Consider the following 15,931-nt stretch of genomic DNA (forward strand, 5'->3'; position numbering starts at 1 on the left):
CAAAAACGCCGTCTTTCCCTATGATGGGAACGACGGCGTTTTTCCGATAAGGGGTCGGCCAGCAGGCAACGCGGCACGAGGAACCGCGTAAGTTGCATGCTAGCCGACCGACCCCACGACCCAGGAGATGCGGCGGACCTGAGCATCATGGGGTATGCGGGCTCCTCAAGAGGGAGCACTTTCTCTTATGAGCCGATAATTTGCGCAAAAAAGAAAGAAAATCAACAAATTCTTAATGATGAGAAATTCCTGCCTGCTCCTATGGTTAAAAGTCCAATTTTGGGGCAGGTGGAGATCAGCCGAATGACTTAGGCGCTCAGGAAATGAACCAGTTTTGCGAAGAAACCTATAGGCACATAGCAGTAACTTTGTCGGATACTGACGTTACGTAATGTCGCAACATTTTCGCTGAGGAAATAGCACTGCTTGCACAGTTACCGGTCGCGATGGGTGTATTCTTTGGCGGTACGCCTTTGTTCTTCCCGCCGCCGGAGATGCACCATAAGAAGGTCACCGAAGGCAGAAATCCATTTCCAGATCTTTTCCACAAAAGAAATATGTCTTTTGCCTGCGCGACGATTACAAATTTGTAAGCTTCACCCTTTTCCGGTGGAAAACGGTGTCCGGAGCCGTTCTTGAAACAGTATTGCCGTCAAGCCGCAGCAGCAACGACGCGGTTCCGGCCGGTGTTCTTTGCTTCATAAAGAGCAAGATCAGCCTGCTTCATAAGCTGATCCGGCGTGATGACCGAAGAGAGGCGCGAAGAAATGCCGAAGGAGGCGGTGACCTTCAGCTCCTGCCCCGCCGATTTCAGCTCGAAAGGAATGCTTTCGACGGAGGCCCGCAGACGCTCGGCAACCGCAGCGGCCACCTCGGGCGACGTATCCGGCATCACCACGACGAACTCTTCGCCGCCGTAGCGGCAGGCGAGATCGGCGCCGCGGACGGTCGAGCGGATGCGATTGGCAAATTCCTTGATCACTTCGTCGCCAGCATCGTGGCCGTGCGTGTCGTTCACCTGCTTGAAGCGGTCTATGTCGGTGATGAGCACGGAAAGCGGCCGGCCCCGCGCCATCGAGCGGTTGAAGAGAACCTTGAGATGATTGTCGAGATAGCGGCGGTTGTTGAGGCCTGTCAGCGGATCGGTGACAGCAAGTTCGATCGTCTGCTTGACGCTCGCGCGCAGACGGTCGTTGAAACGCTTGCGGCGGATCTGCGTCAGGCTGCGGGCGACGAGTTCATTCGGATCGACCGGACGGACGATGTAGTCGTTGACGCCGAGATCGAGCGCCCGGATCACCATGTCATCTGCGCCCTGCTCCGTCATGATCAGGATCGGCAGAAAGCGGGTACGCTCCAGCGAGCGGAACTGGGAGCAGAGCCGCAAGGGATCGTAATTGTCGAAATTGGCATTGACGATCACAAGTTCGAAGGCGTTCTCGGCGGCTTCGAACAGAGCTGCCTGCGGGTCGGAGATGGCGGTCACGTCGGCAATCGGCTTCAGCGCCTTGATGACGCGCTCCTGCGAATTGGCGCGGCTGTCGACCAGCAAAATCTGACCGGCCTCTTCCGGACGTGTTTCGCCGGCGCGGATGAGGTCGTCGATCCCCATCGTCTCAGCCGTTTCGGCGCGGATACGCAGTTCATCGCTCAGCGTCTTCAGGCGCAAAAGGCTCTTTACGCGGGAGATGAGCTGCAGGTCGTTCACCGGCTTGGTTAGGAAATCGTCCGCGCCCGCCTTCAGGCCTCGCACGCGGTCGGCCGGCTGGTCGAGCGCCGTGACCATCACGACGGGAATATGCGAGGTCTTCGCGTTCGCCTTCAGGCGCGCGCAGACTTCGAAGCCGTCGAGCCCCGGCATCATCACGTCGAGCAGGACGAGATCGACCTGGTTGCGCTCGCAAATCGCCAGCGCCTGATAACCGTCGGCGGCCGTCAGCACGTCGAAATATTCAGCGAGGAGCCGCGCTTCGAGCAGCTTCACATTCGCCGGAATATCATCAACCACCAATATGCGCGCCGTCATAAACGTCTTTCAGATGCGCTATGCATCACCGAGATAAGTCTTGATCGTTTCAATGAATTTCGGAACCGAGATGGGCTTGGACACGTAAGCTTCGCAGCCGCCCTGACGGATACGCTCCTCGTCGCCCTTCATGGCAAAGGCGGTCACCGCGATCACCGGGATGACATGCAGTTCGTCGTCTTCCTTCAGCCATTTGGTGACCTCCAGGCCGGAAACCTCCGGAAGCTGGATATCCATCAGGATCAGGTCCGGCTTGTATTTTCGAGCAAGATCAAGCGCTTCCATTCCGTTACGGGTCTGAATCGTCGTATAGCCGGACGCCTCGATCAGGTCGCGAAAGAGCTTCATGTTGAGCTCGTTATCTTCTACAATCATCACCTGTTTGGGCATTGCACGCTTGTCCCTACGTCTCGTCCCTGCAGCCGATCGCGCCGTGACAGAACACTGCGCGCGCGAATCCGGGAAACCGATAGTGGTAAACTACCGGTATTTGGTTGAAGAAAAGGTAACTTACCCAGCGAAATGCAAAGCAACTTCAAGACTTCCAAACATTTAGCCACAGACCCGCAGGAAACGGCGATCGCCGTTCTCGGCTGGCTGGCAAACGAGCCCGACATGTTCTCGCGTTTCCTGGCGCTGACGGGCGTGGAGCCTGCCCAGGTCCGCAACGCCATCAACGATCCGGGCTTCCTTGCCGGCATGCTGGATTTCCTGATGAACCACGAGCCGACGGCGGTGGCTTTCTGCCAAACGACCGGCACGGCGCCTGATACGCTCACTGCCGCGTGGCGGCATTTCTCCTCTCCCGGCCTCGATTCCGGAGAATACTGAGCGCAATGGAGACCGTGACCTTCGACATCTCGCATGTGCGGCTCGGCGACCGGCCGCTGATCGTCTGCGACGTCGATGACGTCGTGCTGCAGTTTATCGATCCTTTCCAGCGGTTTCTTCTCAGCGAAGGGCATGAGCTTTTGCCGCGTTCCTTCCGTCTTCATGGCAATATCGTTTCTAAAGATGGGGTTGCGCTCGAGGATATCCACGTCAGCCGGCTGGTCGAAACCTTCTTCGAACGGCAGGAAGAGTGGCAGTTGCCGGTTTCACTGGCCGCGGAGACGCTCAGCAGGCTCTCCGCCGAGGCCGATATCGTTTTCCTGACCGCAATGCCGCCGGTCTATGCCGATCAGCGGCGGCGGCTGCTCGACCGCTTCGGCCTGACCCACCCTCTTTTGGCGGCGCGTGAGCCGAAAGGGCCGATCGTCAAGATGCTGCATGGCGCTCGCCCCCTGCCCGTCGCTTTCATCGACGACATGGCGGTCAATCTTCATTCGGTGCGCGAACATGTCGATAACTGCCTTCTGCTACATCTGATGCCGGTCTCCGAAATTCACCGTTTCGCGCCTGCGGCGATGGACGGCACTCCACGCGTCAACAACTGGAACGAAGCCGCATCCATGATCGGACGGCATTTTGCCGAAGCCAACGCGGCTCGAAGCCTCACTGCTGCAATTCCAGCCGCATAAGCGGCCGGCCGTCCTTTCGCCGCGCCACCGGCTCGAAGCCCGCCGCATCGAAGATCGCGGTCGAGCCGATGCAGAGCGTGACCGACTTTGATTGCTTCGTATGATCGATGGGGCAGCCTTCGAGATAGCGCGCGCCGTTCTGCCTCGCGTGGTCGATTGCGCCCTGCAGCAGATGGTGGCTGAGGCCCTTGCCGCGCAACGGTGCTGCAAGAAAGAAACAGCTGATCGCCCAGATGGACGCGTCCAGTGCATCGCCATCCTCTAGCGGCCGGGAAACGACGCGCGGTGAGTTGAACTGCGGAACGTCATGGCGCGGACCGATCTGCACCCAGGCGACCGGCCGGTCATCCGCATAGGCGAGAATGCCGGGCGGCGGACCGGCGGCGATGCGGCTTTTGATATGCTCTTTCCGCTCCTCCGGCCGCATTTTGGTGCGCACCGCATGCGGCAGCCTCAGCGCCACGCACCAGCAGTCGCAGAACGCGCCGCGCGGACCGAAGAGCGTCTCGAAATCCGTCCAGCGCTCCGGCGTCACCGGCTCAAAACGCAGATCGATGTCCAAAGCCAAACCTCTCCCGTCTCTTGAGACTCGGAAGCTTAAGGCGTAATCTCTCGATGTTCAATCTTTGTTCTCATCACGATGACGCCAACGCCTGACAAGACACCCGGCTTCTGTCGCGACTGCCTTGCCGAGCAGAAGGGCGAGGCACGCCGCTGCATGGCCTGCGGCAGCCCGCGTCTCGTGCGGCACAGGGAGCTTTACGATCTGACGCTCGCGCATATCGATTGCGACGCCTTCTACGCCGCGGTCGAAAAGCGCGACAATCCGGAGCTTGCCGACAAGCCGGTCATCATCGGCGGCGGCAAGCGCGGCGTCGTGTCCACTGCCTGCTATATCGCCCGCATCCACGGCGTCCGCTCCGCCATGCCGATGTTCAAGGCGCTGGAGGCGTGCCCGCAGGCGGTCGTCATCCGCCCCGATATGGAGAAATACGTCAAGGTCGGCCGCGAGATCCGCACCATGATGCAGGAGCTGACGCCGCTGGTGCAGCCGCTTTCGATCGACGAGGCATTCCTCGAACTCGGCGGCACCCAGCGCCTGCACCACGATCCGCCGGCGCGGACGCTGGCGAAATTCGCCCGCCGCGTGGAAAAGGAGATCGGCATCACGGTTTCCGTCGGGCTGTCCTACTGCAAGTTCCTCGCCAAGGTGGCTTCCGACCTGCAGAAGCCGCGGGGCTTTTCCATCATCGGCCGCGAAGAAGCCGTGGCGTTTCTGGCGCCGCGGCGGGTGACGACCATCTGGGGCGTTGGCAAGGCCTTTGCGGCAACGCTCGAAGCGGACGGCATCCGCACGATCGGCCAGCTTCAGACGATGGAGGAGACCGATCTGATGCGCCGCTACGGCAGTATCGGCCAGAGGCTTGCCCGCCTTTCGCGCGGCATCGACGACCGCAAGGTGCACCTCAACGATCCGGCAAAGAGCGTCTCCTCGGAGACGACCTTCTTCGACGATATTTCGCGCTATGAGGATCTGGTGCCGATCTTGCGCAGTCTCTCCGAGAAGGTCTCCTGGCGGCTGAAGAAGAGCGGCATTGCCGGGAGCACCGTCGTGTTGAAAATGAAGACGGCGGACTTCAAATCCCGTACACGCAACCGCAAGCTGGAGGACCCAACGCAGCTTGCCGACAGGATTTTCCACACCGGCATCGAGCTTCTGGAGAAGGAAACGGACGGCACGAAATTCCGCCTGATCGGCATCGGCGTCACCGACCTTTGCGACCCGGCACGCGCCGACCCGCCGGATCTCATCGACCAGCAATCCACGCGTCGGGCGGCGGCGGAAGCCGCGATGGACAAGCTGCGCGAGAAATTTGGCAAGAAGACCGTGGAGACCGGCTCCACGTTCGGCAGCGGCAAACGCGACGGATAATCTGGCAATCGCAACTACATGCTGAGCCGGCTATAGATCACCAATGCGTGAACGCCGATCCAGCGACCAATGCTCAAGCCTTCCTTAAGCATCGTGCCGTAATATGCCGGTCAAGTATTGCGTATTGGTTGGCTAACATGTTCTCGCGTTTTGTTTTCGGCCTCGGCTTGCTGTCGGCGACCGCACTCGTGCATCACCCCGCTTTTGCGGCGGATGCCCGCACGCTGCAAATCTTCGTTTCAAAGGACAAGCAGTCGCTTGCCGTCTATGACGGCGCGGATGTGATCGCAACGTCGAAAGTCTCGACCGGCAAGGCCGGCCACACGACGCCGAGCGGCATCTTTTCCGTGCTCGAGAAGCAGAAATATCACGAGTCCAACCTCTACTCGGCGGCTCCGATGCCGTGGATGCAGCGGCTGACCTGGTCCGGCATCGCGCTTCATGAATCGAATTCTGTGCCGCGCAATCCGGCCTCCCACGGCTGCGTGCGCATGCCCGCCGCCTTTGCCAAACAGCTCTACCAGATGACGAGCCTCAGCGTGCCGGTCATCATCAGCGATGCGGAAGTGGCGCCCGAGCCGGTTGCGCATCCGAATCTCTTCCGTCCCGATCTGCCGGAACCGCCGCTGCTGCTTTCGGATGCGGCACTGCGTCCGGCGATCGGCGAAACCGGCGGCGAGCCGGTTCGACTGGCGATGAACAGCGCAGTGCCTCCTCCGGTCGCGCGGGCCGCAGTACCGGAAAACACCAATCCGATCCGCATTCTCATCACCCGCCGCACCGAGCGCGAGACGGTGATCAATATCCAGACCTATCTCAACCAGCTCGGCTTTTCCGCCGGCGCTCCTGATGGGCTTCTCGGTGCTGCAACCATTCAGGCCATCAATGCCTTCAAAGCGCTTCGATCCATGCAGTTCAAGGACGACAAGGCGCTCGTCAGCGACACTCTCCTGAGGGAAATTTACGCGGCGGCAGGCAAGGGCGAACCGCCGAATGGCGTCATCATGGTGCGCCAGGATTTCAAACCGGTCTTCGAGGCGCCGATCACGATCGGCAATCCGCGGCAGGCGCTCGGCACGCATTTTTTCACGCTGCACGCCGTCGACGTCGAAAACGGCAGGGCTGACTGGCTGGGCGTGACGCTCAAGAACAATCTTTCCAGGCAGGCGATGAAGCGGCTCGGGATCGTCGCCAACGAGAGCTCGATCGTGACCGGCGGTACGCCGATCGCCGATGCGCTCGACCGCATCACAATACCAGACGGAACACGCAGCCGGATCGACGGCATGCTGGCCAAAGGCTCGACGCTGACGATCTCCGACACCGGCATCGGCCCGGAGACCGGCGCCGGCACGGATTTCATCACGATCACGCGTTAGAGTGCCGCTACACGCAAGATGCGGCGAAGGCGCTCAAACGACCTTCGCTTGAGAGCGAGCGCAGGAAATCTTGATTTATGCACATGGCCCTGATGAGATTCAGCATGAGCAAGCGCACGCCGTTCGATCTCGATGGATACCTGCGTGATATCACGACACGGCCCTGCTTTATCTGCGGTGTGGTGAGCGGAGATCCCGCGTTCTTCCATCATCGCATTTTCGAGGATGAGGAGACAATCATCTTTCTCAGCAAGTATCCAACATTGCCCGGATACTGCTTGGTTTCCCCGAAGAAACACCGCGAAGACTTGGCGCAGGATCTCTCGACCGAAGAATACCTGCGATTGCAAAGGCATATACACGTCTTGTCTCGTGCTCTGAAAAAGCTACTCAAGGCCGAAAGGATCTACGTTCTTTCGCTGGGCAGCCAGCAAGCCAACAGCCACATCCATTTCCATGTGGTCCCTCTGCCCGCAGGCGTTCCGCTCCAGGAGCAACAGTACCACGCACTCATGGCCGAGCATGGCGTGCTGCAGATTCCGGCCGACGAGATGGCACGGCTAGCGGAGCAGATCACCCAAGCTTTCCTTGAAGAACTGAGCGCTTCAAAGTGCAGGTTCAGTTCACGACCTAGACAAGCTCGACATCGACAATGCCGGGGGCGGCGCGCAAGGCGGCGGCGATTTCCGGCGTGATGCGGTATTTCTGCGGCAGCTCCACCTCGACCTCGCGCTTGCCGTCCTCCTTGATGACGATGAAGGAGACGAGGCCGTCGCCCTTGGCGTTCAGATGTGCTGCAACGGCGCGCAGCGGGCCGGAATCGCGAACATAAACGCGCAGCGCCTTCTGCATCTGCAGCGATTTCTCCTCGAGCGACTGGATCGTCTGCAAGCGCAGCCCTACGCCTTCCGGACGCTCTTCGCCGGTGGCGGTGAGCACGAAGGATTTCCCGGCCTCCAGCACATCGCGGTACTGGTTCAGCATTTCGGAGAACAGCACGGCTTCGAACTGTCCGGACGAATCCGAAAAGACGATGATCCCCATCTTGTTGCCGGTGCGGGTCTTGCGCTCCTGCTTCGAAATCACAGTTCCGGCAAGGCGGGCATTGGTTGCTCCCTGCTTCACTGCGGCGGAGAACTCCGCAAAGGTCTGGACCCGCATCTTCTGCAGGATGTTGTTGTAGCTGTCGAGCGGGTGCGCCGTCAGGTAGAAGCCGAGCACCTGGAACTCCTTGAGCAGCTGCTCGGAGGCGAGCCAGGGCGAAAACGGCGGCAGCGCGATCTTCTCCGGACCGGACGACAGCGCGCCGCCGAAGATATCCGACTGGCCGCTCAGCTTGTTTTCCTGCGCGCGCTGGGCATAACCCAGAATTCGATCAAGGCCGGCGGCGAGCTGGGCGCGATCCTGGCCGAAGCAATCGAAGGCGCCGGCATAGATCAGGCTTTCCAGCACGCGACGGTTGACCTGGCGCGGATCGATACGCAGGCAGAAATCCTCGATACTGGTAAAAGGCTTGTCGCCGCGCACCTCGACAATGTGATCGACGGCATTTTCGCCGACGCCCTTCAGCGCCGCCAGTGCATAATAAATGCGGTTGTCGCCCGTTTCAAATTGGCGGAATGAGCTTTGAACCGAAGGCGCAATGACCTCGATGCCTAGGCGCTTGGCATCCTGCCGGAAATCATTGACCTTATCCGTGTTCGACATGTCGAGCGTCATCGACGCGGCGAGGAACTCGACCGGATAATGCGCCTTCATATAGGCCGTCTGATAGGAGACGATGGCATAAGCTGCTGCGTGCGACTTGTTGAAGCCGTAATTCGCGAACTTCGCCAGCAGTTCGAAGATGTTATCGGCCTGCGGTTTCGAAACGCCGTTGCGGATGGCGCCGTCGACGAAGCGTTCGCGCTGCTGGTCCATTTCCGCCTTGATCTTCTTGCCCATGGCGCGGCGCAAGAGATCGGCTTCGCCAAGCGAATAGCCGGACAGGACCTGGGCGATCTGCATCACCTGTTCCTGATAGACGATGACGCCCTGCGTTTCCTTGAGCAGATGGTCGATCATCGGATGGATCGACTCGAGCTCTTCCTCGCCATGCTTGCGGGCATTGTAAGTCGGGATGTTTTCCATCGGGCCCGGGCGATAGAGGGCGACGAGGGCGATGATATCCTCGATGCAGTCCGGCTTCATGCCGATCAGCGCCTTGCGCATGCCGGCACTTTCCACCTGGAACACGCCGACCGTTTCGCCGCGCGAAAGCATCTCGTAGGTTTTCTTGTCGTTGAGCGGGATTGCAGCGAGGTCGATGTTGATGCCGCGCTTGGCGACGAAATCAACGGCGACCTTCAGCACAGTCAGCGTTTTCAGGCCGAGGAAGTCGAACTTGACGAGGCCGGCCTGCTCGACCCATTTCATATTGAACTGGGTAACCGGCATATCCGAGCGGGGGTCGCGATACATCGGGACCAGCTTCGAGAGCGGCCGGTCGCCAATGACGATGCCGGCGGCATGCGTCGAGGCATGGCGGTAAAGGCCCTCGATCTTCTGGGCGATATCGAGCAGGCGCGCCACCACGGGCTCCTTTGCCGCTTCCTCCTGGAGCTTAGGCTCCTCTTCGATCGCCTTGGAAAGCGGCGTCGGATTGGCCGGGTTGTTCGGCACTAGCTTACAGATCTTGTCGACCTGGCCATAGGGCATTTCCAGCACGCGGCCGACATCGCGAAGGGCGGCCCGCGCCTGCAGCGAACCGAAGGTGATGATCTGCGCCACCTGCGCGCGACCGTATTTCTGCTGGACGTAGCGGATCACCTCTTCGCGGCGGTCCTGGCAGAAGTCGATATCGAAGTCGGGCATCGAGACGCGTTCCGGATTGAGGAAGCGTTCGAAAAGCAGCGAGAAGCGCAGCGGATCGACGTCGGTGATCGTCAGCGCATAGGCGACGAGCGAGCCCGCGCCCGAGCCGCGGCCGGGACCGACCGGGATACTATGCTGCTTCGCCCATTTGATGAAGTCCGCAACGATCAGGAAGTAGCCGGGGAACTTCATGCGCTCGATGACGCTGAGTTCGAATTCCAGCCGTTCGCGGTAATCCTTCTCCTCATAACCGGGCGACATGCCGAGGGTGGCGAGGCGCATGTCGAGCCCCTCCTCGGCCTGCCGGCGGAGCTCGAGCGATTCGGCGCGGTCCGCCTCCTCCGGATCGTCGGTGGCGCCGGTAAAGCGCGGCAGAATCGGCTTGCGGGTCTTCAGCACGAAGGAGCAGCGCCGGGCGATCTCGACCGTGTTTTGCAGCGCCTCCGGCAGATCGGCAAAGAGCTTCGCCATTTCGGCGCGACTCTTCAGATAATGGTCCGGTGTCAGGCGGAAGCGGCTGTCGTCCGACACGATGGCGTTATGGGCAACGGCCATCAACGCGTCATGGGCATCGTAGTCGTCGCGTGCCGGGAAGAATGCCTCGTTGGTCGCCACCAGCGGCAGATCGTGCTCGTAGGCAAGCCCCACGACCCTCTGCTCATGACGCTTGTCGTAGGTTCCATGGCGCTGCAATTCGACATAGAGCCTGCCAGGGAAAAGGCGCTTCATGGCGAGCAGCCGGTTTTCCGCTTGTGCGGCATGCCCCTGCTTCAGTGCCACATCGACGGGACCGCCAAGCGCTCCCGTCAGCGCGATCAGGCCCTCCGTTCCCGCCTCCTCCAGCCAGGAGGCGCGGATATGGACCGCCTGATCGTCGCCGCCGCCGAGATAGGCGCGGCTGACGATATCAACCAGGCGCTCGTAACCTGCCGCGGTCGAGGCAAGCACGACGATCGCCGGTAGCTTGGCCAGCGCCTGGTGGCCGCCGCGCCTTTCGGTCTCCAGACCGTCTTCCATGTCGATCGACAGCTGGCAGCCGATGATCGGCTGCAGCCCCTCTTCCATCGCTTTCTGCGAAAACTCGAGAGCGACGAACAGGTTGTTGGTGTCGGTGATGGCGATCGCCGGCTGGCTGTCGCCCGATGCCTTGTAGAGAATCTTCTTCAGCGGCAGCGCGCCTTCAAGCAGCGAATAGGCCGAGTGGACGCGCAGATGCACGAAACCCGGAGTCCCGCTGACAAAGCCGCTCTCCGCATCCGCCATCTTATACCCTTCCAATCGCCCGAATGAATCGATTTGCATTGTCGGTGTTGATGACGGCGATGTCCAGAAGCGGTCCCTTGCGCGGACCACATGAAGCGATGCGGTCCCCTGAAAAATTACATTGCCATGAGAATCAGTGAGAAGCTGGCAACAAACATTGCGATGGAGGTGAATGCTGCGATATCACGGATCATGTCAGTCATCTTGCTCTCCTTACTCGTTATGTTTCCAATTTGTTCCGCTATTGTTCTGTTGTCAACAGGGATCTTTTCCGCATAGTTAACGGCCGAACCGGAGGAGAATCATGAGGACCGCCATCGCATTCATCGCCATTCTCGCTGCAACGGCGACATCGGCTGCGGACATAGACGCTGGCCATATCGTCGATGCCGCGACCGGAGACTGGAACGGCGACGGCAAGCCGGATCTCGCAATCCTCGCCGGACCGGCCGAAGCTGCAAGCGACGAGCAGATCGGCATCTATATCTATTTGCGCGACGCCGATCACGAGCTGCTCAGGCTTTCGGCGAGAGCGCCCGACAAAATCTGGGGCAGCACGGATGCAGACGGCGTCCTCGGTCAGGAACCGTCGATCAAGGCGGCCGGGAAGACCTCCATTGCCGTCCGTTCCCAGAACAGCGCGATCGGCCGCGAGCGCTGGGACCAGACGCTGACGCTCGCCTATCGTAACAAGCAGTTCGTGGTAGCCGGTTACACCTATAATCACTACGACACGCTCGCCAATGCCGGCGGTTCCTGCGACTACAATGCGCTGACTGGCAAGTTGCAGAAGGACGGAAAGGACGTGAAGACCGTGCCGCGCGTCATCGCGATCGAGCAATGGAGCGACGAGACCGGTCAATCGATCTGCGGCCAGTAGTGACGAGTTCTCATTTTGTTCTTTACAGGCATACGTTTTTCGGAGAGGTTCGGCGCGGGGGCCGAGCGCTATGAATCTTGCAGCATTGAACAGCTTTATCGTCGAAGCGAAGGCAAATACCTATGTCGGCGGCGGGAAAACGTTAGGCGCCTGCCGCGCCGGGTCGCACGACATCGGCTACGAGCGCGGAGATTGGCGCTATCTCGACAGCTACTTTGGCGGAACGGATTTCGCCGGACAGGAAGTCGTGTGGCTGAGCGGCGAGCCTATCTGGGTGATGAATTATTTCGGCCGCATCGTCGAGCCGTCGCTGATCGATGGGCAGAAGGCAGGCGTGGTGATCAAGGCTGCGCTTTCGACGATGTATGCCGAGCACCAGCGCTTTCTGGGCGGCATGGAATTTGAACATGCCTTCGGCTTCTACGCCGACGACAGCACCGGCGATTGCGACCACTTCAGCGGGCGGGAAATGATCATCGTCGAGGAGCGGAGAGCCTACGAGCTGGACTATCGCGGCGGCCTCATCCGCCCCTAATCAGAATTCGACGATCTTGCCGTCGCTGATGGTCACGCGGCGGTCCATGCGGCCGGCGAGTTCGTGGTTGTGGGTGGCGATCAGCGCTGCGAGACCGGACTGGCGCACCAGCGCCTCCAGCGCGTCAAACACGTAATGCGCGGTTTCCGGATCAAGGTTTCCGGTCGGCTCATCGGCGAGAAACACGGTCGGCGCATTGGCAACGGCGCGCGCAATCGCGACCCGCTGCTGCTCGCCGCCCGACAGCTCGCCGGGACGATGATTGGCGCGATGGCCGATGCGCATATAGTCGAGCAACTGCTTAGCGCGCTCGGCCGCCTCCTTGCGCGGCAAACCGGCGATCAACTGCGGCATCATGATGTTTTCGAGCGCCGAGAACTCCGGCAGGAGATGGTGGAACTGGTAGACGAAGCCGATCTCGCTGCGGCGGATTGCCGTGCGCTTCTCGTCGTTCAGCCCTTCGCAGGCTTGACCATTGACGGCGACTTCGCCGCCGTCCGGATGCTCCAGCAGGCCGGCGACATGCAGCAACGTCGATTTGCCTGTGCCCGACGGAGCGACCAGCGCGACGATCTCGCCGCTGTGGAGAACAAAATCGGCCCCCTTCAGAATGGTGAGCACGGTATCGCCCTGGCCATAGTGACGCTCGACGCCCGAAAGCTTGAGAACGACATTCCGTTTCATTGAAATCAGCATTCCTTATTCGTAGCGGAGCGCCTGCACCGGATCGAGCTTCGAGGCCCGCCAAGCTGGGAAAATGGTCGCGAGAAAGGAGAGCGACAGCGCCATGACAACGACAGAGACCGTCTCGCCAATGCTCATCTCGGCTGGCAACTGGCTCAGGAAATAGAGCTGCGGATTGAAGAGCACAGTGCCCGTAATCCAGGAGAAGAACTGGCGGATCGACTCGATATTGATGCAGACGACGACGCCGAGCAGCACGCCGGCAATGGTGCCGACGATGCCGATCGCAGCACCGGTCATGAAGAAGATGCGCATGATGGCGCCGGACGTCGCACCCATAGTGCGCAGGATCGCGATGTCGCTGCCCTTGTCCTTCACCAGCATGATCAGGCCGGAGATGATGTTTAGCGCCGCAACGAGCACGATCAGCGTCAGGATCATGAACATCACGTTGCGCTCCACCTGCAGAGCGGAAAAGAAGGTCTGGTTGCGCTGGCGCCAATCGGTGATGCCGATCTGGCGGCCGGCCGCTTCCTCCACCCTGGGGCGGAGATTGTCGATGTCGTCGGGATTGTTGGCGAAGAGCTCGATCGACTGAACGAGGCCCTCGGCATTGAAATAGAGCTGCGCCTCTTCGAGCGGCATATAGATGATCGCCGCATCATATTCCGACATGCCGATCTCGAAGATACCGGAGACGGTGTAGGATTTGACCCGCGGATTGATGCCCATCGGCGTCACGTCGCCTTCGGGGGAAATCAGCGTGATGGTATCGCCTGCCTGCAGGCCGAGTTGCTCCGCCATGCGCGAGCCGACGAGAACGCCCTGCCCCGAAGCGAAACCGACGAGGTCTCCGGACTTGATGTTGTCGGAAACCGTCTTGAGCTTGGTGAGATCTTCAGCGCGGATGCCACGCACCAGGGCGCCGGTCCCGGCACCCGCCTGGCCGGAGGCCAGCGTCTGACCTTCGACCAGCGGCAGCGCCATCCTGATGCCGGGCACCGCCGCGAACTTGTCGGTCAATGCCGCATAATCATTGAAAGGCCCGTCCACCGGCTGGACGATCATATGACCGTTGATGCCGAGAATGCGCGAGATCAGCTCGGTTCGGAAACCGTTCATGACCGCCATGACGATGATCAGCGTTGCGACGCCCAGCATAATGCCGACGAAGGAAAAGCCCGCGATGACCGAGATGAAGGCCTCCTTGCGGCGAGCGCGCAGATAGCGCCACGCCACGAGGCGTTCGAAGGCGGAAAATGGCCTGCCCGCCGGACCGAGGCCGGATTTCGAACCCCGCTGGTCCACCGCCGCATCTGCCATTTCGCCTCCGTTCGGCCTTACGCCAAGAGCTTGTTGATCGCCGCGTCGATCGTCATCGTTTCGCGGGCACCGGTCTTGCGGTCCTTGAGTTCCACTTCGCCGTTTGCGACCGCGCGCGGGCCGGCGATGACCTGCACGGGTATGCCGATCAGGTCAGCGGTGGCGAACTTCGTTCCGGCGCGATCATCGGTGTCGTCATAGAGGACGTCCTTGCCGGCCTTCGAAAGTGCCGCGTAGATTTTATCGCAGACACCGTCGCAGGCGGCATCGCCCGCCTTCATGTTGATTACGATCGCATCGAACGGCGCAACAGAAGCCGGCCAGATGATTCCGTTGTCGTCATGCGATGCTTCGATGATGGCGGGAACAAGGCGGGTCGGCCCGATACCGTAGGAACCCATGTGGACGGTGTGTTCCTTGCCGTCCGGACCCTGCACCTTAGCGCCCATTGGCTCGGAGTATTTGGTGCCGAAATAAAAGATGTGGCCGACCTCGATGCCGCGGGCGGAAAGACGCTCGCCTTCCGGAAGGGCGTTGAACGCAGCTTCGTCGTGCATCTCCGAGGTGGCCGCATAAACAGAGGTCCACTTGTCGAAAATCGCATTCAGGCCGGCGACATCGTCGAAGTCGGTGTCGGCCGGCGGGATATCGAAATTGACGAAATCCTTGTGGCTATAAACTTCGGATTCGCCGGTTTCCGCGAGAATGATGAATTCGTGGCTGAGATCGCCACCGATGGGACCGGTGTCGGCGCGCATCGGAATGGCGCGCAGGCCCAGGCGGTCGAAGGTGCGCAGATAGGCCGCGAACATTTTCTTATAGGAGTGCTCGGCGCCTTCGCGCGTCAGGTCGAAGGAATAGGCGTCCTTCATCATGAACTCGCGCGAGCGCATGGTGCCGAAACGCGGACGGATCTCGTCGCGGAACTTCAGCTGGATGTGATAGAGGTTCAGCGGCAGGTTCTTGTAGGACTTGACGTAGGAACGGAAGATATCCGTCACCATCTCCTCATTCGTCGGTCCATAGAGCATCGGCCGGTCCTGGCGGTCCTTGATGCGCAACATCTCCTTGCCGTAGGCGTCGTAGCGCCCGCTCTCCTGCCAGAGCTCGGCGGACTGCAGCGTCGGCATGGAAAGCTCGATTGCGCCGCTGCGGTTCTGCTCCTCGCGGATAATGGTGTTCACCTTGTCGAGAACGCGCTTGCCTAGCGGCAGCCAGGAATAAATGCCCTGCGATTGCTGGCGGATCATGCCGGCGCGCAGCATCAGCCGGTGGGAGACGATTTCCGCCTCCTTGGGGTTTTCCTTGAGGATAGGCATGAAATAGCGGGACAGTCGCATGACGGATTCCAGAGCAGTTGGGATTCCGCATCTCATGCGGAATCGACAGCAATCGTTGATATCGGGTGCGTTCATAACCGCTTCGCGGCCGGAAAGAAACCCGCGTGACGCGCGAGCAGCCTATCGTAGACGCAAGTTTGCGGCCGAAAAATGCCAATGCAAAGAAAAGCGGGCGTTTCTAAAGGTTTGCATCAA

At 60.3% G+C, this 15,931-nt stretch carries 13 protein-coding genes and 1 pseudogene; 7 read left to right on the forward strand and 7 right to left on the reverse strand.

Translation table 11 applies throughout. From position 1 onward, the window contains the following. Window positions 1-652: 652 nt before the first annotated feature. A complete protein-coding gene (locus N2599_RS10480; protein ID WP_027508562.1) occupies window positions 653-2,026 on the reverse strand; it encodes a PleD family two-component system response regulator in 1,374 nt (457 codons plus the stop codon). 18 nt (window positions 2,027-2,044) lie between these two features. After that, a complete protein-coding gene (locus N2599_RS10485; protein WP_022714852.1) occupies window positions 2,045-2,416 on the reverse strand; it encodes a response regulator in 372 nt (123 codons plus the stop codon). 132 nt (window positions 2,417-2,548) lie between these two features. Between N2599_RS10485 and N2599_RS10490 the strand changes: the two genes are divergently transcribed. Together N2599_RS10490 and N2599_RS10495 are read left to right on the forward strand one after the other, a co-directional pair. Next, complete coding sequence (locus tag N2599_RS10490; protein ID WP_027508561.1) at window positions 2,549-2,857, forward strand: DUF3572 domain-containing protein; 309 nt, start codon at window positions 2,549-2,551, stop codon at window positions 2,855-2,857. A 5-nt stretch (window positions 2,858-2,862) separates the two neighbouring features. Continuing rightward, window positions 2,863-3,546, forward strand: a complete 684-nt coding sequence (locus N2599_RS10495; protein WP_027508560.1) for a hypothetical protein — start codon at window positions 2,863-2,865, stop codon at window positions 3,544-3,546. On the opposite strand, the gene N2599_RS10500 is transcribed toward N2599_RS10495, so the two are convergent. Beyond that, window positions 3,521-4,108 carry a GNAT family N-acetyltransferase gene (locus N2599_RS10500; protein WP_100772301.1) on the reverse strand — a complete coding sequence of 196 codons (588 nt, stop codon included), beginning with the start codon at window positions 4,106-4,108 and terminating at the stop codon, window positions 3,521-3,523. The two genes, N2599_RS10495 and N2599_RS10500, sit on opposite strands and share 26 nt — an antisense overlap. A gap of 78 nt (window positions 4,109-4,186) precedes the next feature. On the opposite strand from N2599_RS10500, the gene N2599_RS10505 reads away from it, so the two are divergent. The 3 genes and pseudogenes from N2599_RS10505 to N2599_RS10515 form a co-directional block, all read left to right on the forward strand. Further along, window positions 4,187-5,479 carry a DNA polymerase IV gene (locus N2599_RS10505; RefSeq protein ID WP_027508558.1) on the forward strand — a complete coding sequence of 431 codons (1,293 nt, stop codon included), beginning with the start codon at window positions 4,187-4,189 and terminating at the stop codon, window positions 5,477-5,479. 137 nt (window positions 5,480-5,616) lie between these two features. Beyond that, a complete protein-coding gene (locus N2599_RS10510; RefSeq protein ID WP_027508557.1) occupies window positions 5,617-6,858 on the forward strand; it encodes a L,D-transpeptidase family protein in 1,242 nt (413 codons plus the stop codon). A gap of 104 nt (window positions 6,859-6,962) precedes the next feature. After that, window positions 6,963-7,463, forward strand: a pseudogene (locus N2599_RS10515) (HIT family protein); the annotation flags it as partial. A 25-nt stretch (window positions 7,464-7,488) separates the two neighbouring features. On the opposite strand, the gene dnaE reads toward N2599_RS10515, so the two are convergent. After that, window positions 7,489-10,974 (reverse strand): DNA polymerase III subunit alpha, encoded by a 3,486-nt coding sequence (gene dnaE / locus N2599_RS10520; RefSeq protein WP_027508555.1) that lies wholly within the window; start codon window positions 10,972-10,974, stop codon window positions 7,489-7,491. A gap of 304 nt (window positions 10,975-11,278) precedes the next feature. Here dnaE and N2599_RS10525 point away from each other — a divergent pair, with 304 nt between their 5' ends. Together N2599_RS10525 and N2599_RS10530 are read left to right on the forward strand one after the other, a co-directional pair. Further along, window positions 11,279-11,854 carry a hypothetical protein gene (locus N2599_RS10525; protein WP_027508554.1) on the forward strand — a complete coding sequence of 192 codons (576 nt, stop codon included), beginning with the start codon at window positions 11,279-11,281 and terminating at the stop codon, window positions 11,852-11,854. Window positions 11,855-11,924: 70 nt separating this feature from the next. Further along, window positions 11,925-12,389, forward strand: coding sequence for a DUF5680 domain-containing protein (locus N2599_RS10530; protein WP_027508553.1), 465 nt, complete (start codon window positions 11,925-11,927; stop codon window positions 12,387-12,389). Here the strand turns inward: N2599_RS10530 and N2599_RS10535 are convergent, their stop codons facing one another. Genes N2599_RS10535 through proS form a run of 3 tightly spaced genes read right to left on the reverse strand, consistent with a single transcriptional unit; the run spans window position 12,390 to window position 15,736 of the window. Then, entirely contained in the window at window positions 12,390-13,073 is a 684-nt protein-coding gene (locus N2599_RS10535; protein ID WP_027508552.1) for an ABC transporter ATP-binding protein, read from the reverse strand. A gap of 15 nt (window positions 13,074-13,088) precedes the next feature. Further along, window positions 13,089-14,396, reverse strand: a complete 1,308-nt coding sequence (locus N2599_RS10540; RefSeq protein ID WP_027508551.1) for a lipoprotein-releasing ABC transporter permease subunit — start codon at window positions 14,394-14,396, stop codon at window positions 13,089-13,091. A 17-nt stretch (window positions 14,397-14,413) separates the two neighbouring features. Further along, on the reverse strand, window positions 14,414-15,736 hold the full coding sequence (proS, locus tag N2599_RS10545) for a proline--tRNA ligase (RefSeq protein ID WP_027508550.1): 1,323 nt from the start codon (window positions 15,734-15,736) through the stop codon (window positions 14,414-14,416). Window positions 15,737-15,931 lie beyond the last annotated feature (195 nt).

The sequence above is a fragment of the Rhizobium sullae genome (genome assembly GCF_025200715.1).
GTDB lineage: Bacteria > Pseudomonadota > Alphaproteobacteria > Rhizobiales > Rhizobiaceae > Rhizobium > Rhizobium sullae.

Coding starts and splice junctions, on each gene's coding strand:
- N2599_RS10485 (WP_022714852.1), bottom strand. CDS start 2,416: ATGCCCAAACAGGTGATGATTGTAGAAGATAACGAGCTCAACATGAAG.
- N2599_RS10490 (WP_027508561.1), top strand. CDS start 2,549: ATGCAAAGCAACTTCAAGACTTCCAAACATTTAGCCACAGACCCGCAG.
- N2599_RS10505 (WP_027508558.1), top strand. CDS start 4,187: ATGACGCCAACGCCTGACAAGACACCCGGCTTCTGTCGCGACTGCCTT.
- N2599_RS10530 (WP_027508553.1), top strand. CDS start 11,925: ATGAATCTTGCAGCATTGAACAGCTTTATCGTCGAAGCGAAGGCAAAT.
- N2599_RS10525 (WP_027508554.1), top strand. CDS start 11,279: ATGAGGACCGCCATCGCATTCATCGCCATTCTCGCTGCAACGGCGACA.
- N2599_RS10495 (WP_027508560.1), top strand. CDS start 2,863: ATGGAGACCGTGACCTTCGACATCTCGCATGTGCGGCTCGGCGACCGG.
- N2599_RS10510 (WP_027508557.1), top strand. CDS start 5,617: ATGTTCTCGCGTTTTGTTTTCGGCCTCGGCTTGCTGTCGGCGACCGCA.
- N2599_RS10540 (WP_027508551.1), bottom strand. CDS start 14,396: ATGGCAGATGCGGCGGTGGACCAGCGGGGTTCGAAATCCGGCCTCGGT.
- dnaE (WP_027508555.1), bottom strand. CDS start 10,974: ATGGCGGATGCGGAGAGCGGCTTTGTCAGCGGGACTCCGGGTTTCGTG.
- proS (WP_027508550.1), bottom strand. CDS start 15,736: ATGCGACTGTCCCGCTATTTCATGCCTATCCTCAAGGAAAACCCCAAG.
- N2599_RS10535 (WP_027508552.1), bottom strand. CDS start 13,073: ATGAAACGGAATGTCGTTCTCAAGCTTTCGGGCGTCGAGCGTCACTAT.
- N2599_RS10480 (WP_027508562.1), bottom strand. CDS start 2,026: ATGACGGCGCGCATATTGGTGGTTGATGATATTCCGGCGAATGTGAAG.